The organism is Elusimicrobiota bacterium (assembly GCA_041660185.1).
Taxonomy (GTDB): domain Bacteria; phylum Elusimicrobiota; class Elusimicrobia; order 2-01-FULL-59-12; family 2-01-FULL-59-12; genus JBAZWU01.
Genome location: JBAZWU010000015.1, coordinates 1 through 22,876, shown reverse-complemented (window position 1 = coordinate 22,876; position 22,876 = coordinate 1). Strand labels below are relative to the sequence as shown.

The following is a 22,876-nucleotide window of genomic DNA, read 5'->3' as shown; positions in this document are numbered from 1 at the left end:
ACTCTCCGCGGTGTTCCTGCACCATGCGCACCGCGCGCTCGCGGACTTCAGGGGAAAACTTCGTGGACTTGTTCATGGCTCCATTCTCTCAAGAGTTGGAGCCTCCTCAAATCCCGGGGCGGTTCACCTTGATCAGGTCATGCAGACTCTTCCCGGTCGCGTCCCTGACCGTTCCGAGGTGGGCATCAGACCGAAACCCCTTGGCGAAGTCGGAGCCGTACTCCTTGCGCAGGGTCTCCACCTTGGTATCGCTGCGCTTCTGGTGAATTTGGCCATCCTGGTCGCGTTGGCGGCCATCAAGACCAGTGGGGAAATGCTTGGAACCCATGAAATTTCTCCTGGTTCGGGTTATTTAAAGTTCTCGTGGTTTCGGATGTGCGTGGCTTGACGCACCAAGGTGAATCGGGGATGCCGCCCACATCCGTTACAAGGAGGGAATGTTTCGTTGTATACACAGGTGACCTCGTGCTCCTGCACATGCTGGCTATCGTGTGTGACCCTATAGATGCCGGATTTCGGCACCTTGTCGCCCGGCTTGTACTGCTGACTCATCGCGGATACCTCTTCAAAAAGTTGTCCCCTACCTCCTTAGGCTCATCACCTCAGGAACTTCGGACAGGGCGCAGATTTTTGTCGCATGCCGTCTAAGGCTCGCCGCGAGCGCAATTTCGGACGACAATGCCAATGTGACCTGTGTCGCATTTCTGAACGACCAGAGGTATCGTGGACGTGGGGGTGTCCGATTGGCGTCCTTTCGTGAGCCTTCTAGGAAAGGAGGATGTCAAGTGACTGACGAGAACGCGGCAAAGCCGGTCCATTCGCCGGAAGAAATGTGCGCGATCATTGGTGCGCTTTCACAAGAGGACATCGACCGGTTGACCCTTGTTGCAGCAAGCCTTGCCAACATGCTTGGTGGCGTCGATGGGGAAGATCTTCTCCATGATGCTTTTGTTGCGTCAACTATCGGTAAGCGCCGTTGTCCAAAAGACGTCAACCCTGTGGCATTTTTGATTGGCGCGATGCGAAGCAATCTTTCCAACCTGCGAAGGAAGAGTCTTCATACAGAGTCATCAACGGGTCAGGAAGATGATCTGGTAGCAATAGCCGACGACACCCCCGAGCGGTGGATGGAGCGGATGGAAATCCTCAAAGGCATTGCAGAAGAGCTGAAGGAAGCCTTCGGAGATGATGAGCGTCCTTTACTTGTTCTGGAGGGTCGCTTGGATGGAATGACCCGTGACGAAATTCGTGAGTTGGTCGAGTTGGACTGGCCGCAGTTCGAGTCTTTAGAAAAGAAGATACGACGATTCATGAGCAAGCGACTTTCAGATAGGAGAGCAGCATGAACTCGCACTCCAACAAGTCGAAAGATCAATTTCTGAGGGCTTTCGATTTCCTCGCAGAGGACATCGAGTCCCTGAGTCCAACAGAACTGAGAGCCGCTTTGGATGAGATAGGTATCAGCGCAACTGACGCTCAGTCAATGGTCAAAAAGGCCTCAGAGTCCTGTCAGCGACAAATAGGCGCGCTGAAATTTGCTCAGGCAAAACAGACCTTGAAAGAACGAACTGATGAGAGCTCAAAGGTGGTCTCAATCAATGGTGCCCAGGCTAGAGCAGCCCTTCAGTCGTACTGGAAGCAAAATCCAAGTGAGATTCCAACCACCTTGGCTGCCCGAAAGGGTGCCGGGATTTCAGAGGAAACGGCTCTAAAGATTTATCAGTCGCTGGTCGATCTCGGCGCAATTTCTGCAGAAGACGAGCCCAGCGATGTCTGACCGGTTCGCCGAACAACTCATCGCCGAGTTGGGCATCTGCAAGCCTGCTGATATTGATCTCGATGCCATCGCATTGGTGCAGGGTGTAACCGTCAAATATGAGCCGCTTGAAGGTTGTGAGGCGCTGATTGTCGGGCACGGTGAGCGAGCCATTGTGACCGTGAACAAGAAATCCATGCCAGAGAGACAGCGCTTTTCCCTTGGCCACGAGCTTGGGCACTGGACGCATCACAAAGGCCGTACGCTCTACTGCAGTCAAGATGACATCGAGGGGAACAACGACAAGGCTCGTGAAACGGAAGGGAATGCTGACCGTTATGCCTCCTCCCTCCTGATGCCGAGTTTTTTGTTCAAGCCAGCGTTCAGCGCTCACAAAAAGCTATCGTGGAAAGTCGTACGCGAAATCGCTAAGGAATTTCGCTGTAGTTCGCTTGCAACAGTCCTTCGGATAGTCGATCTCAATGTTGCACCCATGCTTTTCGTCTATCTCCAAGGTGGCCAGCGAAGGTGGTTTAGGCGTTCAAAAGACGTCGCTGAAATCTGGTTTCCTAAGGAATCCCCAGACCCAGAATCGTTCGCTTTCGACCTAAGTTTTGATGAGAACAAGACACCGGCAGGTCCGCGCAAAGTTCAAGCGGATGCTTGGTTTGATCGATGGAACGCGAATCGTTTTGAGCTGATCGAAGACTCAATCCGCATGGGCGACTGTGTCTATTCCATTCTCCTTCTGGAAGACGTTGGATTTCTAGCATAGACACAAATTCAAAGTGGCTTCCTCCAGTGGATTGACCTGCATATTCGGCGCGTCACGAACGGCAGCTTCTGGCCGATTCTGTTGAAAAACTCGGTCCAGAAAAATCGAGCCCAATCGACACGCCAAAACCGGCCGCGACAGTTGCTTTTCGCAGACTTGAACGCACAAATTTGTCCGAAATCGAACTGTCACGGGCGTTGCTGTCAGAAATTTCGACCTTCCTTTCTGGCGCTGGAGTTTTCAACAGAATCGGCCGAAAGCCGATGTCAGGGCAGGGCGATTAGCCCGTGTTATCGAAGGTAGGGCAGAGGCTACAAGCTAAAGATCGAAGGTCTCAGGTGGTGAGACTCAGCCATGTAATATTGATCGCATCGGGTTCACACCTCGCCCGAAGAACCGACCGCTTGAGGTGTCATCGGTTGAGGAATCGTTCAAATGGCGAATGAGCACGAACACCCGCATCCGGGACATCCCGGACACCCCGAGCACCCGCACCCGGGAAAGCCGCCGGAACCGCCCGATCATGGCAAGCCGCCGCATAATCCTCCGTCTCCTCCCGGTCATCGACCCGTAGGTTGAAGGCGATGGCACCTTGGTGGGAGCGTTACCCCATGCGATGGGAGCAAGAGCAGCAAGCGCTCCGCGACCGAGGCATTTTCTTCGAGAGCGACCCGGCAGCCTTCGCTGCCGGGCAATTGATTCTGCATCTCACTGCCTTTCCTGCAGAACGCCCCATAGAACTGCGCTGCACCTACCCAGCAAATTACCCATATTTTCCTCCCATGGTGGTGGCCCCGAACCTTGAGCTCCGAAGGCACCAGACGCCAGGAACAAAGCAACTTTGTCTTCTTGACCGCGGCGGCGACCGCTGGCTTCCGGCGACCGACACCCTGGCGAGCCTTCTCGCTGAGAAGCTTCCTGAGGTACTCGCCTCCCAGCCGGCTGAGCCCGACGGCGACCAGCTTTTCGAAGCCAAGGAAGGGGAGCCAATTACCGTCTACCTCACGCCTGAGCTCGGCTCGTTCGTGGGCTTTCCGGCATTCTCGCTTGATGCATTGGGCGCACGTGGCATCTTGCGTATTGGCATGGAGAGTTTCCGTCCATTTCGGGCGACCACACTGGAGGTAACCAATGCCAATGGACAACTTGTTGCGCTTTCGGACGCACGTCAGCACTCGTCCTATCCCGGCCCGCTAGTCGCTCAGGGGCGGTGGATCAAACTACCTCAGCGCCCTGCCTGTGGTGATGCCGCGTTCTACTACCAGCGGGCCGTTGAGTTGTATCCCGATTTGGAGCAGCCAGCTTGGCAAAAACCCTGGGGAGAAAAAGGACCTCGCATTGACCTAGTCGCGTTTCTGTTTGAAGATGAAATGACTTGGCGCGGCATTGCCGGAAACGTGATCGTTGTTGCCAAGACGCAAGAGATGGGCGCAGATGGCAAGAGGGGCAAAGTGGAGAAGCGCCTTCTTCGTGCGGAATTGGAAAGTCGCGACAACTACTTTCTACGCAACCCCTCTTCAAGAAGTTTGAATCAAGGGGTGGTTTCCCTGGTCGGCACCGGCAGCATAGGCTCACCCGCCGCGAGGCTCCTGGCGCAGGCTGGCGTGGGCACATTACGACTATTTGATGGCGACGTTCTCGAGGCCGGCAACACCATCCGATGGGAGATTGGACGCACAGCTGCCGGGTACACGAAGGTCCACGGCTTGCACTCAATGCTCGCCAACAACTTTCCGTACACGAAGCTCGAGTCGCAATTCATGAAGATTGGTGACCCGAACCAGGATTCGGCGAATAGCGCCCGCCTTGACGTGGCAATCTTCAAAGATTCGACCTGCATTCTTGACGCTACGGCGTCCACGCGCGTCAATCAGTACCTCGCAGAGATGGCACATATCCATCATGTTCCATATGTATGGATGCATGCCACAAACGGGGCGTGGGGAGGACTCGTAGGAATAGCCAGTCCCGATTCTGCCAAATGCTGCTGGATGTGCCACCTGTATTACTTGGAAGACGGCACGATCGAAGCATTGTCGTGCGCACCAGAAGATGACCTTATTCAGCCGCCTGGCTGTCTGGATCCTACGTTTACAGGCTCACAGGTGGACCTCACAGAGACTGCATTGCAAGCCACTAGGGTGGTCATGGATCAGGTCACGGCGAGCGTAAGCGGCGGGCAGCCCGCATATACATGGAGCATTGCGACACTGCAGTTGCGCGACAAAAGCGGTTTCCCACAGCTTCCGGCGTGGAAGGCTTATAGGTTGCCGCCGCATGCGAACTGCCCCAATCATTAACAGCGTTTGGATATCCCGGACGATTGGGCGCGAGCTGAAAAAGCTGGCATATGAGTATTTTCCTCTTGAGGTTGGAGGTATCCTCGCTGGCTATCTGAGTAATGAGTCAGCAGTGGTGACAGAAATAGTCGGGCCTGGCCCACAGGCTCAGCATCACCGCGAGACGTTTTTGCCTGATCACAGTTATCAAACGGAGCAGATGCACCGCATTTTTTGGGAATCAAAGGGAGGGGCCATCTATCTAGGAGACTGGCATACCCACCCTCAAGGTCCACCTGTCTTAAGCCCGCTCGATATACACACAATGAGGACTATTGCTGAAAGTCCCGAAGCCTGTTGTCCGAGCCCAGTCATGATCCTCCTTGCTCAGGCTAAGATTGAATGGATGATTCGTGCATTCTGTTTGGCGAATCCGCGAGAGCCGCTACCGGAAGTAAGAGCGGTGCGTATTCAACTGTTCTGAGTTCGTGGCGGTTCAGGCGACATCCCGAATGCGAGCCGCGTCAATTATTTGAGTGGTCAGTCGAGGTCGATGAGCGGCAGTGCCGCTCAGTCTTCCTCATGCATCGGCTCATTGATCAGTGCATCCAACGCAAATTCAAACAAGAATGTTGCGCTGACGTACGCCGCATAGCGATGGGCGCTATCGGTCTTGTCCTCATCACCAAAGTCGCACACCGACTTAATCGAGATGCACTCGGGGCGTGGCTCAGCGGACTGCTGACACGCAGTAAAGACGGCATAGCTCTCCATCTCGATGCCAACTAGATTTCTATGCTGCCCACCGACATCCGCCATCAAACTGGATGCCTGCAATACCGAAGCACCACTAGCCATTGCCTCGACGTGCACCTCGGGTATGTTCGACGGTTTCTGCAGACCATATGCCTCATAAATACGAGCGAGTAGCGAAGGCGTACCGCCCAAGGCTTTTGCTTTCACCCTAAGGCGTTCGTCAAGTCTCCATTGATAGGCCGCCGGCAAGAACTTGATGGAGCCGCTTGACTGATCCTTGATCCATTTTCCACTTCCCCAATCAAAGCAAGGGTCGGCAATAAGAATGTCGCCTATCTTGACTTTCGACCGGACGCCGGCACAAATCCCTGCCATTGCAACCATCCGCGGGCGGAAGTTGTGAATCATCTTGCTCGTGAGAACCGCAGCTGGAGACATTCCCATTCTCGGCGCCGCACTCGCTACAACTGAGATATCACCCCGGGGGCACGAGAACGTTCCGCGGTAATACCGCGTATTGTCGTGCTCGACGTGCTCGACTTGCCAGCCCCCTTGAAGGGCAAGAACGGCATCCAACTCCTCGTCCTCCAGTGCAGCAACGATCGCCAAGTCCGTATGAAACGTCCTTCCATCGGTGCGATAGGGTGGCTTGCTTGACTTGGCCAAGTACGCGAAAGCTTCACGTAGCGTGCTTTCCCACGACAAATCGGTATGTGAGAACCGAACAAGCTTCCACAACGGTGAAGAAAATTCTGCTTCCGCCGCCGCAAATCCGTCGTCGAAGGCCGTTAGGCCAAATAGAAATCGAGGCGACTTTGCCGAGGCGTTGTTCTTGATGAAATGCAGGACATCTACGCCAGCACCGGTCTCCAGTCCCAAATCGGGCCGTCGCGGCAAGTTGATATCGAGAACAACAAGGTCATAAAGGTGTTCTCTCAACGAGCGCTTGGCCGTCCAAACATCTGAAGCATAGGTGATATGTTCTTGTTTGATCCCGACTACTGATAGGGCTGTCCTTGTGAGAAGACGCCTCTTTTCCTGATCATCATCAATGATGAGAATTTTCACTGTCCGATTTCCAAATTCGATACGCTTTTAATGAGTGATGCAAGTGCGTCGCGCCAACCAGTTCCAGCCTGATCGAAATAGACGCTACCTAGGAATATCTCCGGAAATTCCGAGTGGCACCTCTCTGTCATATCTTTAAAACTAACAATCTCCTCTCCGTCACCGAATGACTCCAATTGAGTGACGACAGCTACCTTAGTACGGAGGCCCTTTAGCTTCATCTTTCGCATCAGATCGTAACCACCTAAAGGCCTGACCTTTCCTTCGCGCGCATTGGGTAGCCGGTCAAAATTGGGCAATGTCATATCCAGGACAAGGAGGTCCGGACTTTTATTTTCCACTGCCCTAAGCCCGCTTTGATAGCTGGCAAAGAGTAAGAAAGAGAAAGTCGATGGAAGTAGCTCTTCAAAGAATTCCGAGATCTTCCTAGCCTTAAGCTCACTGTCTTCTACGATGTAGACGAGCATAACTTGCCTCCGAAATTCTCCAAAGTAAGTCGCGCAATGAGCCAGCGTTCATCGCTTACAGACAATTGCAATCCATGACGCACGCGCAAATCGTACTCAGCAATTCGCCATACTTTGGATAGCCCAGACCCCCCCTCTTTACGCGCAAGCCGCAGTGCAGAATCCCTCTCATACTTTGCTGCTGCGACCGCGACGGCCTCGCGGCGCTCATCGATATCTATGGAGTCAGAAAGCATGTTTCGACAGCAGATTACTAAGTTTACATCTACCATCTCTGCCGAAAGAGCAACACGACTGCCCGCCCCTTGTAGTCCGCTGTGAATTATGACGTTCTGCATGAGAATGAAAAGAATCTCGCAAATGCCGTCAAGCATTGATCCTTCGAACTTATCCTGAAGCCCAATATTTAGGTCGGGATTTAGCGGCGTTGTTACGTAGCAATTGTTGATTTGCTGCAAGGACACAAGCACCGCGGTTTCCAGATCGAAAGGCTCTCTTGCAAGATCGGTGGGCCTTTGAAACCAATCTGCGACCGCGTGCGTAGAGAAGTGCAGGGCGGTTCGAGCTCGAGCAATCGCATCCAGAATTGGAGCGGCTCGGTCGTGACCAAGTCGTTGTTCAACTCCTCGGACAAGCGAATCGAAAGCACCGGCCATCGTAGAGGTGAACGGGCCGTACAGATCATTTCGTATTGCGTCTAACGACGCGTTTGTCAGCGACCACGCATGCCCGAGCATCTTATCAACGAAAGTCTCATAGTCAGTTGACTTCGTAATCTGAGATTGGAGTTCGGCTCTAACGGGGCGCTTGGCGTCGAAGTCGAACATCGCTCCTGGCTTACCTCCTACCACACGAATGTGGAGCTTTTCCTTAAGGTAACCGCTAATCTGGTCCTCGAACTTCTCCGTAAATCGAGCCAGCTGTTTGGCAATGTAGTTGGCGTCGTCCGATGTAATATCGAGCAAAAGCTCACACCATGGACTCTGGCGCCAACCGGACTTTCCGTCGCGAACCAGCAGGAGATCCTCTCTGGCGAGAGGGCTTCGAAGCTCCCCTTCAAAAGCACCATGTCGTATTGATGTACTTAGATGCGTATCCAGTCCGTAAGCAGGATTTAATGAGAATGCTTCAAGCACAGCACGCGACATGTTGTCGAACAAACCTTCAAGTTCCGTCGCTGGAAGACTTAGCCCCTTGAATTCCTTGTTTGCTACGTGACTAAGCATTTCCTCTAGTCGTTTTGACACCTTCTCCGCCTGATATGCAAGATCGGGAGAGTCAAGCATCTCGTGAAACCTGGCCAGCATCCCCGACATGGATGGCTCAAGCATCTGGCGGATTCCGGCCTCGTCGACGTAGATCTTGCTTGTCTGTATCTTTGTCAACAAGTGTGCCACTTTACTGTCACGGGTGATGCTTCGTATCTCCGCCAGATAGTAATGATCATTTGCCGGATCGATGGACAAAAGTTTTTGGCAAACTGCCATTCTTTCGGCATCAATCGCATCCACTGACTCAAATACGGTGCTATCACTCAGAATCCTTGGCACACATACGTGACGCAAAAAGTAGATGGCGACGCTGTTGTCTTGCAGATCTGAAAGTGGGATTTCGGACGGTAGAGAAGCTCCGCGATCGCTCAAAACATTTTCAAAAACATCGGACAAATCGCGCTCCCAGTGTGGAGCCCCATAGCGTGCGGCCATGTGCAGGAGGACGGCCAATGTCATTGAGCTGCGCAGCTCCTGCATCTTGAGGCATGATGCAGCTAGATCGCCAATGGGATAGACGGCCGCCACGCTTGGGTTTCGAAGCAGGTCAGGTACAACTAGGCTCAAGCACTCCTCGAACTTTCCTTGAGCGAAGAGGGCGTCGTAAAGGTATCTCTTGGCCATGTATGACACGTATGGAATAGTTGTTGTCGCCGCTCTTTCGTACTTGCTTGCAGCCTCGTCATAGCACTTATTGAGAAAATTCACATGCCCGGCGTACATGTCGTATCGATAGGACGGGATACGATCTGCAATCTCGTCGAGATGCGAAGTGCTTCGGCGAAGAAGGGCCTGTCGCAACTCGATTGCTGGTGAGGCGGGCGACAATTTCGACATTTTGTCAAGCCAGCTGCCCCCCGCCTTTATCGAGTCAATAACAGGCGCGCCCCACGGGTTCCAGATTGATCCAGAGAGCGCCACCATCTTGTCACGCTCACTGAAGGTGCTCACAAAAACATGGTCATGACTTCGCGCGACGAAGCCTATGATTTGGGTTGAGTAATTATGGCCCGCGCAAAAATGCGAAAGCTTCTTTAGTTGAAGCAGGCTTTGCTGGGCGTCCTGTTTCAATCGAAGCACGTTATGCATCAGCCCCACAATCTCATCTCGAATCGAGGCCTCGCCAATGTCCGCCCCCTGGGGAGCTTCATGAGCCAGAGCTCTTGCACATAATTCCAACTGGTCCCGTCCGCGCGAAATCGCCCCCTGATAGTTACCGATCGTATAAAGGTCTGCCGCCTCAAGAGGCTCACGAGAGTGCGCCATGGGATCGCCGGCAAGAATGGTTGCGATATTTGAAAGACGAGGATCACCTAGCCCCGAAAGATCCTTTAGAAGACCCTGGAATGCAGGGGTTTGTGGCATGAGACCTCTGGAAAATGCGAGCACTAAGACGTTCACAAAGGCCTCCCATCGATCAATGATGGGATGGGGCTCCTCCAAGGAAAGAACTGCTTCGAGGCTTTCTACGTGGGCCATGTCGAATGGCAACACGTGCGCGCGGACATAGTCCCCGACCCCGGGCAACGTCAGGACATCACTGACTTGGAGATGCAAGTCTTCGTACGAAACGTTGTTTTCGGCCCGAAGACTTGCATAATAGGTCAGCCACGCGGCCAGGATGCTCAACCCATTGGTATTAATGATCTCTCCCAGAAAATCCTTCTGGGCCTTGAGGCCTTTAGACATTTGCAAGAGCTTGATCTTTTGATCGAACAGCCATATCGACTGACCAAACTCCTTTTCGATCCCCTCAATGCACTGCTCTGCTGCGGCGTACCTTCCATGAAGGAACGCGTCGTAGAAATGGTCTCTTAGAGCGACATAACCTCGAATCGGTTGTGAAAAGTTGGCAAGAATAGATGCACTCCAGTACAGCTCACCTTCCAGGGAAAGTGCGGTCAGCTTCTGTGGATTTTGCAGCTTTCTCAGCTCTCCGACCGCACTCGGAAACGCCGTTGGAACGATGATTGACCGGTAGGTCGGATTCTGAAGGAGATGAGCAACGATCTGCGGAAAGAAGGCCGGGTTCGTTGTGGCCCGCGCCAAAGATAAGCCCGCCCGAGGATGGCGCTGAGAGTGAATGCGACGAACAAAATGCTGTGCCGCCAATGCCTGATTATTTGGAGGTCGAACCTTGATCTGCCGCTTCTTGCTCAACTCCCGCTCCCTGCTTAAAGCATCTCTTAAATTGCCAACACCTTGACTGCCGCCGAGGCACTTTTCTACTGAATTCTAGCAGCGTCAGTGGCTATCTATTTCAGCAAGCGCGCAGCGGGATTGTCCTCTGCCTGCCCCGACTGGAAGTACCCGATGACGCTGGCCACCGAGCGGTGTTCCGTCATCGCCATTACCGCCGGCAGCGGTACCCCTTGCTTGCCCGCCTCGGTGACGAAGCCCGAGCGCAGACTGTGTGCCCCAAAATCTCCCTCCAACCCGGCCAGGGCCGCCCGCCGTTTGACGATGGTCGCCACCGAGCCCGGGAGCAGGGCAGGGCCGATCCGCTCCGTCCAGATCCGCCGAAAAATCGCCCCCTCTCGAATCCCGGCCGCCTCCAGCCACGCCGACAGCGCCTGGGCGCTAATCCCCAGGATCGGCTTGTCCGGCGTCGAATCCGCCTTCACGCCGGCCTGCTGCGTCTTCGAATACTCCAGCCGATAGATGTAGGTCTCCTCGCCGGTCTTGCGCAGGTCGCGCAGGTCGGCGGCGGCGATCTCACTGCGCCGGCGCCCGCCACTGGCGAAGCCGAAGCAGAGCAGGGCGCGATCGCGCAGACCTTCCAGCGAATCGTCGCAGGTGGCCAGCATGGCCTCGAGCTCCGGGCGTGTGATCGCCGTCTTCTTGGTCGGCCGCTCACCGCGTTTGACGGAGGCACGCCGAGCACGGCTCAGCAAGGTGCGGACGCTGGCCGACTCGCACGGATTGGCGAGCCGTTTCAACTTGTGCGCCGTCGACAGCACGGCCACGCGCTGGGTCACCGTCGAAAGCTTCAGTGACCCGAGTTTCGCCTTGAGGCCGGCCGTGACCAGCACCTGGTCGATCGCCGGTGGCAGTTCGCTGACCAGACCGGCCGTGTTCTTGCGCTGGATGTGATCGACCAGAAACTGGATCACCGCGGCCTCGCTCACCGGGAGGGTCAGCTCGACGCCGAACCGGGCCTGATGCCAGCCGGCCCAGTAGCGCAGGGCGGCGGCGTAGCTACGGGTGGTGTTGGCGGCGGCCGCCTCGGCGAGGAGTTCACGCACGGCATCGGCCGCTTGCTGGGCCAATTGTTCTGGCAGCACCAAGCCGGCAGCGGGTGCGGTGAGGGCGGGTAAGGTGTTTTTATGCTTCATATTATGTAATGTATATTACGAAATAGGGCGCGTACTAGTGATAATCATCACTTATCACCAGTACGTAAACAACCGGGCAGGGCGCCGACAAGGGAGACATCCGCGATGGCCAAAGGCATCACCCAAGACCAGGTCAGCGCCGCCGCCGATGCGCTGGTGACCGCCGGCGAGCGGCCGACGGTGGAGAAAATTCGGGCGCGGCTCGGGACGGGTTCGCCCAATACTGTGACCCGCATGCTCGACACCTGGCGCGGCGCGCTCGCCACGCGACTGAGCGACGTGCTCGCATTGCCACAGCTGCCAGGGGACGTGGGGCAGGCGTTCACCGAGGTCTGGCGCCTCGCGATGGCCCAGGCGGGGTCGCTGGCGCAGGCCGCCCTCGCGCAAGAGCAAAATGCCCTACTGGCGACCCAATCGTCGCTCACGCAAGAACGCAAGTTGTGGGACATCGCGCTCGCCGAAGCCCAGACGCAAGCGCAGAGCGCCGGTCAAGCTCGCGAGGTCGCTGAAACGCGACTGGCGGATATGCAACGTCTTGTGGAACACCAGGCGGCCCAACTGGCCGAACTCACCCAGCAACGCGATGCCTCGCAACGGCGTGCTGAGCAACTGGACGAAGCGTTCGAGGCACATAAAAGCAGCGTGGCGGCCGAGCGTGAGGCCCAAGCGGCGCATGTTCGGGCCGTCGAGGACCGCGCGCACGCGGAAATCGATCGGGCCCGGGAGGAAACCAAGGCGCTCCAGGCGACGCTGCGGCAGAAGGAACGCGAAACATCAGCGGTCGCTGCGCGGCTGGAAAAGGCTGAGGCTTCGGCCCGTGCCGCCGAACACTTGGCCACCGGACGTGGGGCGCGCGCCAATGCCTTGGAAAAACAGCTGGCACGGATGGATGGTCTTCCCGCGGCCTTGCTCGCCGCCCAGCAGGCGCTGCAGGCGGCCTTGAAACGCGAATCGGCGTTGCAAGCCAAACGGAATCATCCAATCGGTGGCACAAAAGCCGAGACTGCCGTCAGGAAAAGGAAGCCACGAGGTGCGCCAGGAGCGAGCTAGGTATATCGTTCTTGACCAACTATATAAGCCAGAATCCAGGTATATGTTCACTCTGTCACCCGACGCGTCGACGGCGGAAACCACCGCTCGACGCCCTAGCTTGCATATCGGGCCTCGTGACTTGGTCGAGCGCTTTGGTCCACCGTTACCTGGATCGGGGGATCGGAAGGTATCCGGCTCCTACACCTTTACAGATATCCGGGGAAACGTGATAACGGTGTACGACTGGAAAGCAACGGCACTTTACGACGGGCGACCCGAAGCGGATTTGCCGAGCGTGAAGGCCTTTTGGGCGTCGACGGAGCCTGCCGAGTTCTGTGTCGCCGCACGAGGCATAGTGGATACTCGGGCGTTTGCGCGGTGGTTAGAGGTCGACGTGGCACAGTGAACAGTTGCATTCAGCCGCACCGTTGAAAGTGGGTAGACAATCCATGAAGAGAAATTCTCGAGGTGCGTCAGGAGCGAGCTCGATGATTCGTGGCGGTTCGTCGGCAAGAACAGCGAGCACGGAGCACATCGTTGGTCGATCCGTGCGTATTCCGATCAAACCCGCCACCGATTCCACTCTCAAACCGGCCACCTGTAATGCTCCCAACCCGGCCACCCAAAATGCTCACGAACCGGCCACCCGAAATGCTCACGAACCGGCCACCCGAAATGTTCTCAAACCGGCCAGCACTGGCCCTCTCGAATCCGCCACCCTGAGCCCAGGAATCGCGCCCTACGTCGAGGCCTCCTTCTGGCCCGAAGCCGACGCGACGGGCAGACATCGGCCAAGAACCGGGCACTCGAAATCTTGATGTTGTAGCGGCAAAGCCGCCGTTCCGCGATGCGAGTCGACTCCGCGAGACGTATCCTTGATTGGCCACCCGTAACGCGTTACGCTGTCAGGCGTCACACGATGGAGAAAGACCATGGCACAAACTGCTGAGCGAATGAAGGCGATGCGCGAACGGCGCCGTGCCCGTGGCTTGCGGGAATTGCGCTTGGTCGTACCGGATGCCCGCTCGAGGGCCGTCCAGAAGCACGTCGCCAAGCAGGTGGCGGGGCTGGATCGTGAGCGCGAGTCGGAGGCAATGCGGTGGACTGAGTCGGTTTCGGAATTTGATGCCCGATGAAACGCGGCGACATCGTGACAGTTGCGGCAGCCGGCGATTATGGCAAGCCGCGTCCCGCGGTGATTGTCCAGACGGATGCGCTTCCGGCCGAACATGCCTCTGTCGTCATCTGCCAGATGACCTCCGAATGCAACGATGCGCCTGACTTTCGGGTGACGATTGATCCTACGAAGCAGAACGGATTGCGGGTGAGGTCGCAGGTGATGGCCGATAAGCCGGTCACTGTCAGACGCGAGCGAATTGGTCGGCGGGTCGGCCGGCTCGATGACAAGGAAATCTCACGACTGAACGTCGCTTTGGCATTCGTGATGGGTCTCGCTGACTAGCAACCTACCCACTTCAACGATCCCGCGCAGCGAGCGGCAACGCCCGGCGCACCTACCTTCTCCTGGCGGCGATTTTCATGCCGCCTCGGGTGGCCGGATTCATAGCATTCTCGGTGGCCGGTTTGAGAGCATTACAGGTGGCCGATTTGGATCATTAGGGGTGGCCGGTTTCGACTGGAATATGCAATCCGCGACTATGTGGCTGCTTTTCGGCCGCTCGGAAGCGATTTCCTAGTCGCTGCGGAGGCAGTTCGTCGTTGTGAAACAACAGAACCTGTACAACTCGATCCGTGTGTCGCAGTGGTTGCCCAGAATTTTGGGGACCAACTGCACAGAAATTCCACGTCGACGGCTCAACTTTTTCCTCGGCGAACATCACCGACGCGACCTCCTCTAAAGGGCTTTTTTACGCAACACTTGAAAACATACCTCTTGTTCGCATTCTTGGTCCTTCCGGAGGGGTGTTGCGTTCTTGAAGCCAGTCAGGCGCTGGGATAGCTCGCTAAGCAACTAAATTTGATGTTGCGTGAGGCGCAAGGCCCCCTTTATTGCGCAGCTGTCGACTGCATCGCGCAACACCTTTATGAACAAATGGTCAGACACTGATCGGCCGCGCACCTTGGTGTTGCGTAATCGGCTCGAAGTTGGTCGCCCAATCCGTCCTGGAAGTGACCCCGCCCAGCTCGCTACTAGCTATTTGTACTGAATTTTCGGAAGCGTGGTCAAATCCAAGTGCGCGCCAACGGGGTCGGGGAGATCGGTGAGGTCAGGCTCGCGGCCTTTGAACAGGTCTCATTGTGAAGGTCCGAAGTGTCTGGGGTCGGGGTAAGTCCAGAACATCGAACTTGAGCATCAGTCGATTTCTTCGAGCCCGCGCTTTGCGATGGGACCTTCCGTAGAGATGACGCTAGGATTCCGCTTCACCCGGTTGGCGATTTCATACGCCTTGCTCACCACCTGTTCGTTGGTTTCGGTCTCAGAGAAGTATCGGTATTCGGCTGTAGGGAGAGCAAACCTCTTCTTCGAGTCGGAGTAGTACAGAGTCTTTTTGAACTCTTTTTTTTCCATTTCGTCGTGAAGACGGTCGTAATCGTCACCGTCTTTATCGGCACCATGTAGCTCCACTCGAACCGTAAACTTTTTGGTCATTCGGCTTCTCCATAACTCGTCATTGCGACGAGAGTCACGCTCTTCGATGGGGTGGAACCCTGGGTGCTTTCAAGAGGCGGTCTCAATGAACACTGCTAATCTGCATGAAGATTGATCCTTCACCTGCCGGCCCCCTCGACCTTGAACTCATCCGTATACCGTTGGGGCAGCGCAGCCGCCGGTCATGGTCAGTTTCGCCGCAGCTGACCAGTTGATTGGGCGAAGGTGGGCGGGTGGCTGGTGTCTTGCATCATCGGCGCCGCCTAGATCAGGGCCGCGCGAGGCGAGCGTCGTACCGGAACTGGCGCATCTTCGAGACGATCAGCGTCGCGCTGTCAGGGTGAGCCGGGTTCACTAGCACGTTGAACTCTTCGGGCACGATCACCGACGGAACCAGGAGCAACGCGGAGTCCCGGCTTGCCAGCCAGTGATCGCCGGCATCGAGCGACACCGCGCCGGCGGGCTCGGCCTCCCAGCCGACGGGTGCTGGGCTGAGGATCATTCGTTTTGCCCAGACGGGATCAGGCACTTCAAGTCTAACCAGAAAGCGATTTAAGGGCAGGGCAGAGACACCGAGGTGAACGACGGTTTCGAGGCATGCCAACGCGATGCTTGGCGACGTGTACAGCACGGGGTTGCCGATCCGATTCCACCGCCCACCGGTCTTCTCGGCGCCGGCACCGGACACGTCGTCGGCGGTGTAGTCAGGGGTGTCTGTGCCAATTCGCCAGAGGAAGACACTCATGCATAGGCGCCCGACTGAGCCTGCGCCAGTAGATGGGAAACTAGCTCCTGTCCGGGCGTTGTATCCATGAACTCACCAGGTGTCTTCCCGCCTAGGGCGGGCAGTGGCCGGTCAAGCCACTGACCAACCCAAGTAGGCGCATCGAAGCCGTCGGCGTTTCCGCTTTCCTCGACCATCTGCTTCACCTGACCAACCAAACGCACCAGTCCGAGAGCCCGTTCACTTGACGACACGTCTAATGGCTTGCCTGCTTTCAGCTTTCGGTTGACGGTCGCACGGGGAACGCCCAACAGCTGGAACACGGCGTTCTGGTCGACATTCATATCGTGTGCGAGTGTTTGGAAGACCCGTGGCGACACGCCAGTTTTAACGACCTCAACGCGAAAGCCGGGCGAGCTTTCAAACAGCGCACGGTAGTGCAGATGCTTCTTGGGCGCGCGCTGTCCCGTGTGGGCCGGTGCTTGCGCCCCGCCGCCGGCGAAGATAAGCCCTGTACCGATGAAATCGGATCCCATAGTCACCTTGCCGCTCTTTATCCGCGGCAATTGAACTGCTGGCTTGTGTTTGCCTTTGCGGACGCCGATGTTGCTGCGAGTTGTGTCGGTCACGGCTACTCTCCTCCAAGTCTCAAATGAGACGTTAGCACAGCTCATGTGAACATCTCGGTGCGATGGCGTCAATGCCGCGCCCACCGTGCCACACCCTGCAGGCGCCGGTCGGCGGCCCATAGCCTTCTTTGCTGAGCGAGACTGCTGGCCAGCCGCACCACATGCCCGTCTACTGGCGATCCCTTTGCGGGCGACGCGGCAGCCAACGGGCTTGAACCAGACCAAGTTCGCCCTGCGCTTGGGCCGCTCTCAAACCTACGAGTCAGCAGCCGAGCGTGGGGATTACCGCATCGCTACTCTGCTGATTTGGGTCAATAGCTCATTCGGAGATGCTTTGGACGAGCCCCTTGATTTGTTCTTAACATGCCCCGAGCTGATTCATACGGTGGGTGATCCACCGTCCGCACACAGGTGGGCAGTGTCGCGACGCGACGCACAGGGTGGATGCATGGATGATCGGACTGACGCTTGCCAGGGCCAAATCCTGGCGCTATCCGGTGGAGGCTACCGCGGCCTCTACACGGCCAAGATTCTTGCCTGCATCGAGGAAGATATCGGGCACCCAGTGGCCCAGCATTTCGATCTCTTAGCCGGTACGTCCATCGGCGGGATTTTGGCGCTTGGGCTCGCCTGCGAGTTGCCCGCAGCCATGCTGGTCAATCTTTTCGAACAGCATGGATCGGCAATCTTCAAGCGGCGAGCAAAGGGCCTCTTTAAATCCAAGTATTCGTCCGATGGGTTGGCCAGACTGCTGCGAAGCGAGGACGTCTTCGGTTCTCGGACCCTGGGCGATTGTCAGCATCCGGTGCTGATCCCCTCGATCAGCTACACCACCGGCGATCCAGTGATGTTTAAAACCGCGCACCACAGGGACTTTCGGACCGATCACAGGAAGTCTCTTGTGGATGTCGCTTTGGCAACGAGCGCGGCGCCCAGCTATTTTCCTCGACACACGTTCGACAACACGCAGTATGTGGATGGAGGCCTGATCGTTAATGCGCCAGGCCTGATCGCCCTGCACGAGATGGAACATTTCCTTGGAGTGCCTGCCGCTGAGGTCCGTTTGATGTCTATCGGCACCATGTCGAGCAAATACACCGTCAATGCGGGTGGAAACAGCGACGGAGGAGCGCTGGACTGGGGCGGCGGAAATCCGATTGGCATGCCCGGACGGCTTTTTGGTTTGGCAATCTCGGCTAATGAGACGCTGACCCATTACATGTTGCGCCAACGCCTGTCGGAGAAGCGCTACATGCACATTGATGACACGCTGACCGATCAGTCGGCTCGATCGGTTGATTTGGACAAGACCGATGATGCCGCGCGCCAAATACTGCTGGGCAGGGCAATGCAACGGTCGAAGGTTCTACTCAGCGACCCTCAGTTCAAAAACATGATGACTTATACCGCTTCCCAACCCGTGTTTTTCCATGGCGCCGCCGCAAATCATCAGGAGACAGACCATGCGTAAGTTCCACAAACTGTTGCATGGCGAGTCCGCTTTCTATCAGGCGATTGTGCCCCTCGCCGAGCAAGAGGCTGGGTTGCGAGCAGCCAAGAATAAGATTCGCGACCATCTGCGGGTAGGCATCCAAGCGGCCAGCAAGACAGCGCTGGGCATGGAAAAGACCGTCTCCCCACGTTTTCGCACGCAGGGTTCCTGGGCCTACCGGGCATGCATCCAGCCGGATCAAGCACCACCCCAGGAAATGGACTGGGACTATGGTGTTTATCTGCCAGTAGAAGCGTGGGAAGAGACTGGCACACCGAGAGTGGCGGCCCGGGCCTACTTTGACTTGGTCGAATCTTTGTTGCGCGAACTATGCGTGCGGGAAGGTTGGCAGCTTGGTAAGAAGGACAAAGATCACTGCATTCGAGTCCACGTTGGCAAGGGAGCGCACGTAGACGTCGCCCTCTATGCCGCACCTGCTGATCAGTTTGCCAGGGTCTCCGATCGAGAGATCGAGCGAACTGAGAAGGCAGTGGCCATGGATTCGGTCACCTTGTCCATGGAACGTTTGAATGAAGCCGCCGAAATCCAAATCGAGCAGGAATGGGACGACTTCGAAGGCATGATGGTCGCAACCCGCAAAGGTGTCTGGGAGCCTTCCGATGCGGAACACATTGCAGGCTGGTTCCGGGACCAACTTAAAGTACATGGTGAGCAGCTCCAACGCGTGTGGCGCTACCTCAAAGCATGGCGGGATCACCAGTGGGCCAAAGGTGGTCCCAGCTCTGTGCTCTTGATGCTGCTGGCGTGCCGTCATTTCGACAAACAGCCTGGGCGCGACGACAAGGCATTGGCTCACGTCGCCGGATTCCTTCCTGCCGGTCTTGCCAACGATTTTTTCGAAGCAGGCATCGACGACGAGCACAATTTCAATCGGCTTGATGCGATGGGACGGCTGGAAGCGCAACAGCGCGCCACCCAGCTCAGCACCAACCTGCAAGGGGCGCTGTTCAATGTCCTTCAACAAAAAAGTGCTGTGATTGTCGCGTTGCGTGGCCAGTTGGGTCCGCGCATCCCGAACCGCGAAGCTGATGTTGAGAACGACTCACCAGCGGATCAGGTACGAGAAACGCCCGCTAGGGTCGTGGTGCCACCCGTCGTCAACAACACATATGCGGGATAGTCTGTGGCGCAAGTGTCAGCGGAAGAACAGGTCATGCGCCACCTGGTGGCGCATGGATTTTCCTACTTCAAACGCAGGCGTGGTGTCCTCTGGTTTCGTGGCACACTTCCTTGCAAGCAAGGCGCCATCAAGGTCGAGTTAGGCATCTCGGACTGGGACTTTGTTTCCTATCCGACCATCCGCCTGCTCGAACGGCCTGCATCGCTTGAAGGCGTGCAAGCTCATCTGACCGCCCGCAATGGGCTTTGCTATTACACGCATGGAGCCGTTGTTCTCAACCGCTTCGATCCCGTCGTTGCGGTGGCACAGTGCGTGGCCCAAGCAACCGAGGTATTGGACAGTCTTGCACTCGACCCCGAGTACCGACGAGACGAGTTGACGCGCGAATACCTTGCGCAGTGGTCGGTAGGACAGCTGCCGGCGCCTTGGGTTGTGATAAAGGCAGGGCTTTCGGAAGAGAGTGCCAACTCCAATGTGGCAGCGCTTGGCGAAGGCTATTTCATCTTTGGCGATAAACCCGATGAGCTTGCCGCGATTGCGGAGGCGGTGGGTGAATCTTTACGTGACTATGGCAACGGTTTCGCCTGGGTTCTTCGCACGACCAAATGGCCACCGATGAGCGAGTCTTTTCCCACTGACCTGCAATCCTTATTCACGTGGCTCAAAGCTTGGGACAAAGATCTCTCCGGGGATTTTCAGCATCGATTGGGGCACGATCGGGGCTATCTGAAATGGCCTTTCCTCTATCTGATGATCAAGAGTCCAGCCGGGTGGCTGGGGATTGAGATTCCACTGGGCAATGCGCTGGTGCGAAAAGCGGGTCATAGAAAGCCATCGGTCTATCGCCAGCAGATGCATTCCAGCGGTAAAGGGCGGTGCATCGTTCGGCTTGCCGTTGTAGATTGGAGTGCAGAGTTCATCCATTCTAGGAACCTTGATTTCGATGATCTTACGAACAAGCGCATCACCGTCATTGGCTGCGGCGCGATCGGCAGTCATCTGGCCGAGGCCTTGGTTCGCTTGGGGGCGGGGCAGGGTAAGCGTGGACACCTTCGGATCATTGATCCTGATTCGATGAGCTCTGAAAACCTTGGCAGGCATGCCCTCGGTTATCCGTCCTTGTTGAAAGACAAACCCACCGCGATGAAAGAGGAGCTGCATCGCACTTTCCCCCTGGCAAAGGTGGACGGCATCTGGGGCAATGCCTTGGCAATGCGCGATCTGTTCAAGGGAGATTTACTCATTGATGCCACCGGCGAAGAGGCGGTGAGCGAGGCTATCAACGCCAAGCACATGGCTCAACGAAAATCGGCATGCCCGGTTCTCTACGTTCGCATTTCGGGCACGGGCGGCGCGGTTCAGTCGTTCTGGGTTGATGCTGAAAAAGGGGCCTGTTTTCATTGCCTTCGCTATACCGATGCACAGGGCCGGCGCGTAGAACGGTTCCCGATCGAGAAAAGCAATTCTCCGACCTGGATCATGAAAGGTTGCCACGCATTAACCCCTTACGCAGTCTCTGCTCCTATGCACGCCGCTGCGCTTGCAACAGATGCGATTGCTGACTGGTTGCGAGATCAAGTGTCTCCACGGTTGCGTGTTCTTGTGCGTCCCGGCGCTGATGTTCACCCAGTGAAAAGCCAGGACCCAAAGCGGCTCGATACGTGCTCAGCTTGCGGTTCATCATCGAACTCGAACAAGGCTGGATGATGGCGAAACATGCATCGGCAAAGCGAGTTCCTGAGCCAGCTTGCCTCGTGTTCAAGAATCCCTTGGTTGCGGATGGTTTGGTTCTTTTTGAGTCCACTGTGCTTGCGGTGATTGCTCACCATCGGCAGCTGACCTCTCAACTGCCAGAGTCAGGCGGCATCTTGCTCGGCTACCGGCGCGGGCTGCACTTGCACATCACCCACGCGACTAAACCAGGGCCCCAGGACAGGGCCACGCGCGTGTCGTTCGTTCGCAAAGATCCCGACCATCAGGCCCAGGCTCTGCGCATGTGGAAAGAATCGGGGCACACCACCGACTATCTCGGTGAGTGGCATACACATCCAGAAGCAATACCTAATCCGTCTCCGACCGATCACAGAGCATGGGGGGAGATCTTTGGAACCAGCGTGGCGCAACATGTTTTTGTCATCGCTGGCACGAGCGACGTTATATGGGCCGGTTGCGCGGATGGCGAACAAATCTCTCGGCTTATTCCTTTTTCTGCGTAGAGGGTTCTACCCCTTGAACGAATGTATTTCGACGGACGATAATTCCGAACCGGACGCGCTGCTTCTCATGGGGCACTGCACTGCAAATCGTCGCGCTATTCAACGGTGGGGGCGTCGGGGCAGCGCGCGACACAAAAAGCGACTCGCTACCGACCAAACCGTAGATCGAGACGGTCAAGTTCTTCTAGCGTTTGGACCACGGATTCGACGAGCTCGCCATCAAAATCATCGCGTTCAGCCTCTTCATGAGTACCTTTGTTGAGGTAGGTCCACACAAGGTTGTTGACAGGGATTCCTAGAACTCGGCCGTAGGCTGTCAAGAGGGGATCTTTGTTGGCGTGGTTGAAGGTTTGTGCATCGCGCAACTTCTTGACCAGCGCTTCGCAAAGATTCCTCAGAGCGGGCTCAGCGCCGACGCCAGCGAGCAGGAGATTTAAGACGCCCTGATCGTGGCTTCCCAGCCAACGCCATGTCTTCTCAGACAGCATTTCGAGGGCTTGGCGAGAAGCTGCCAAGGCCTCCCTATCATTCAGCGCTTCCCTCGCGGATCTGGCCTTGGCGATGTAGTTCGCGCTAGGGATGTTGCCGGTCACTCTTGGTTGATAGTTGCCGTCGTGGTGACGGAACAAGTAGACCTGGCATGCACCGCGTCGCTGAGCGGGGAGGTGCTGCTGGATATCCTTGATGAATTCGTTGCTGTGGCATGTGACGATCAGCTGGGTTTGAGCGAATTGATCGCTGTCAAAAATTGCCTCTCTGATGCCTCCTCGATGGTCGTGGTCGATCGCATTGATGGCGTCATCGAAGACTATGACCGGGCACTCTATGCTCTTTGCCTTGGCCATGAGGATTGCCAATCCCAGACAGCGGACATGGCCTTCGCTGAGGACATGGAGCGCATCGACGCGAGCGGCTGGATTGCCGCGGAAGCTGATCTCAATCTTCCCATCACCAGCCAATGGGAGATGCAATGCCGCAAGCTTGTCTTCATCACGGTCATTGCGATTGAATGCGTTGTAAAGATCCTTGGCGGCGTCATTGAGGCCGGCCATTAACTGTTCTGGGAGCTGATCCCTATAGGTCCGCAATTCTCCCAGAAATCGGTCATAAGCGGCCTTGAACGGAGTGTCTCGCGCTACCTCCAGCTTCTCTTGCTCTGCTTGGGCAATAAGCTCAGCATTTGTTTCGTCGAATGCCTTGACCTTGCCCACGAAAAACGTATCCCTTGACGTGTGATTCAATCCACGCAAGGAGAACGACATGACGAAAGCGACACGGGCACGCTACACACTGGAATTCAAACAAGAGGCGGTGCGACTGGTCG

At 56.3% G+C, this 22,876-nt stretch carries 21 protein-coding genes; 13 read left to right on the top strand and 8 right to left on the bottom strand.

Annotated elements, in window-relative coordinates; all coding sequences use genetic code 11:
• The 6 genes from WC859_09820 to WC859_09795 form a co-directional block, all read left to right on the top strand.
• A partial coding sequence (locus tag WC859_09820) for a hypothetical protein (GenBank protein ID MFA5976443.1) occupies positions 1-388 on the top strand: 388 nt, incomplete at its 5' end.
• A gap of 397 nt (positions 389-785) precedes the next feature.
• Positions 786-1,346: a hypothetical protein gene (locus WC859_09815; protein MFA5976442.1), complete on the top strand. Its 561-nt coding sequence runs from the start codon at positions 786-788 to the stop codon at positions 1,344-1,346.
• Positions 1,343-1,777, top strand: coding sequence for a hypothetical protein (locus WC859_09810; protein MFA5976441.1), 435 nt, complete (start codon positions 1,343-1,345; stop codon positions 1,775-1,777). The genes WC859_09815 and WC859_09810 overlap by 4 nt, the downstream gene beginning before the upstream one ends.
• Positions 1,770-2,531, top strand: coding sequence for an ImmA/IrrE family metallo-endopeptidase (locus WC859_09805; protein ID MFA5976440.1), 762 nt, complete (start codon positions 1,770-1,772; stop codon positions 2,529-2,531). The genes WC859_09810 and WC859_09805 overlap by 8 nt, the downstream gene beginning before the upstream one ends.
• Before the next feature lie 442 nt (positions 2,532-2,973).
• Positions 2,974-3,105 carry a hypothetical protein gene (locus WC859_09800; GenBank protein MFA5976439.1) on the top strand — a complete coding sequence of 44 codons (132 nt, stop codon included), beginning with the start codon at positions 2,974-2,976 and terminating at the stop codon, positions 3,103-3,105.
• Positions 3,106-3,142: 37 nt separating this feature from the next.
• The gene (locus tag WC859_09795) at positions 3,143-4,831 is read left to right on the top strand and encodes a ThiF family adenylyltransferase (protein ID MFA5976438.1); all 1,689 of its coding nucleotides are present in this window, start codon (positions 3,143-3,145) and stop codon (positions 4,829-4,831) included.
• A gap of 549 nt (positions 4,832-5,380) precedes the next feature.
• Here the strand turns inward: WC859_09795 and WC859_09790 are convergent.
• From WC859_09790 to WC859_09775, 4 genes are all read right to left on the bottom strand, one after another.
• Positions 5,381-6,634, bottom strand: coding sequence for a hypothetical protein (locus tag WC859_09790; GenBank protein ID MFA5976437.1), 1,254 nt, complete (start codon positions 6,632-6,634; stop codon positions 5,381-5,383).
• Positions 6,631-7,101: a response regulator gene (locus WC859_09785; protein MFA5976436.1), complete on the bottom strand. Its 471-nt coding sequence runs from the start codon at positions 7,099-7,101 to the stop codon at positions 6,631-6,633. Before WC859_09785 ends, WC859_09790 begins: the two co-directional genes overlap by 4 nt.
• The gene (locus tag WC859_09780) at positions 7,083-10,532 is read right to left on the bottom strand and encodes a hypothetical protein (protein MFA5976435.1); all 3,450 of its coding nucleotides are present in this window, start codon (positions 10,530-10,532) and stop codon (positions 7,083-7,085) included. The genes WC859_09785 and WC859_09780 overlap by 19 nt, the downstream gene beginning before the upstream one ends.
• Before the next feature lie 95 nt (positions 10,533-10,627).
• Positions 10,628-11,707, bottom strand: coding sequence for a site-specific integrase (locus WC859_09775; GenBank protein MFA5976434.1), 1,080 nt, complete (start codon positions 11,705-11,707; stop codon positions 10,628-10,630).
• A 105-nt stretch (positions 11,708-11,812) separates the two neighbouring features.
• On the opposite strand from WC859_09775, the gene WC859_09770 reads away from it, so the two are divergent.
• The 3 genes from WC859_09770 (at position 11,813) to WC859_09760 (ending at position 14,201) form a co-directional block, all read left to right on the top strand.
• A complete protein-coding gene (locus WC859_09770) occupies positions 11,813-12,757 on the top strand; it encodes a DNA-binding protein (GenBank protein MFA5976433.1) in 945 nt (314 codons plus the stop codon).
• 914 nt (positions 12,758-13,671) lie between these two features.
• Complete coding sequence (locus WC859_09765) at positions 13,672-13,875, top strand: antitoxin MazE-like protein (GenBank protein ID MFA5976432.1); 204 nt, start codon at positions 13,672-13,674, stop codon at positions 13,873-13,875.
• Positions 13,872-14,201, top strand: coding sequence for a type II toxin-antitoxin system PemK/MazF family toxin (locus tag WC859_09760; GenBank protein ID MFA5976431.1), 330 nt, complete (start codon positions 13,872-13,874; stop codon positions 14,199-14,201). Before WC859_09765 ends, WC859_09760 begins: the two co-directional genes overlap by 4 nt.
• 852 nt (positions 14,202-15,053) lie before the next feature.
• Here the strand turns inward: WC859_09760 and WC859_09755 are convergent.
• From WC859_09755 to WC859_09745, 3 genes are all read right to left on the bottom strand, one after another.
• Complete coding sequence (locus WC859_09755) at positions 15,054-15,350, bottom strand: DUF2622 domain-containing protein (GenBank protein MFA5976430.1); 297 nt, start codon at positions 15,348-15,350, stop codon at positions 15,054-15,056.
• A gap of 268 nt (positions 15,351-15,618) precedes the next feature.
• A complete protein-coding gene (locus WC859_09750) occupies positions 15,619-16,095 on the bottom strand; it encodes an RES family NAD+ phosphorylase (GenBank protein ID MFA5976429.1) in 477 nt (158 codons plus the stop codon).
• On the bottom strand, positions 16,092-16,703 hold the full coding sequence (locus tag WC859_09745; GenBank protein ID MFA5976428.1) for an antitoxin Xre/MbcA/ParS toxin-binding domain-containing protein: 612 nt from the start codon (positions 16,701-16,703) through the stop codon (positions 16,092-16,094). The genes WC859_09750 and WC859_09745 overlap by 4 nt, the downstream gene beginning before the upstream one ends.
• 448 nt (positions 16,704-17,151) lie before the next feature.
• On the opposite strand from WC859_09745, the gene WC859_09740 reads away from it, so the two are divergent.
• From WC859_09740 to WC859_09725, 4 genes are read left to right on the top strand one after another with little or no spacing between them, the layout of a single operon-like run.
• A complete protein-coding gene (locus tag WC859_09740; protein ID MFA5976427.1) occupies positions 17,152-18,174 on the top strand; it encodes a CBASS cGAMP-activated phospholipase in 1,023 nt (340 codons plus the stop codon).
• Positions 18,167-19,336 (top strand): CBASS cGAMP synthase, encoded by a 1,170-nt coding sequence (locus tag WC859_09735; GenBank protein ID MFA5976426.1) that lies wholly within the window; start codon positions 18,167-18,169, stop codon positions 19,334-19,336. The genes WC859_09740 and WC859_09735 overlap by 8 nt, the downstream gene beginning before the upstream one ends.
• Before the next feature lie 33 nt (positions 19,337-19,369).
• Positions 19,370-21,043 (top strand): ThiF family adenylyltransferase, encoded by a 1,674-nt coding sequence (locus WC859_09730; GenBank protein ID MFA5976425.1) that lies wholly within the window; start codon positions 19,370-19,372, stop codon positions 21,041-21,043.
• On the top strand, positions 21,007-21,552 hold the full coding sequence (locus WC859_09725; protein MFA5976424.1) for a Mov34/MPN/PAD-1 family protein: 546 nt from the start codon (positions 21,007-21,009) through the stop codon (positions 21,550-21,552). The genes WC859_09730 and WC859_09725 overlap by 37 nt, the downstream gene beginning before the upstream one ends.
• Positions 21,553-21,698: 146 nt before the next feature.
• Here the strand turns inward: WC859_09725 and WC859_09720 are convergent, their stop codons facing one another.
• Complete coding sequence (locus WC859_09720; GenBank protein ID MFA5976423.1) at positions 21,699-22,763, bottom strand: hypothetical protein; 1,065 nt, start codon at positions 22,761-22,763, stop codon at positions 21,699-21,701.
• Positions 22,764-22,876: the final 113 nt, after the last annotated feature.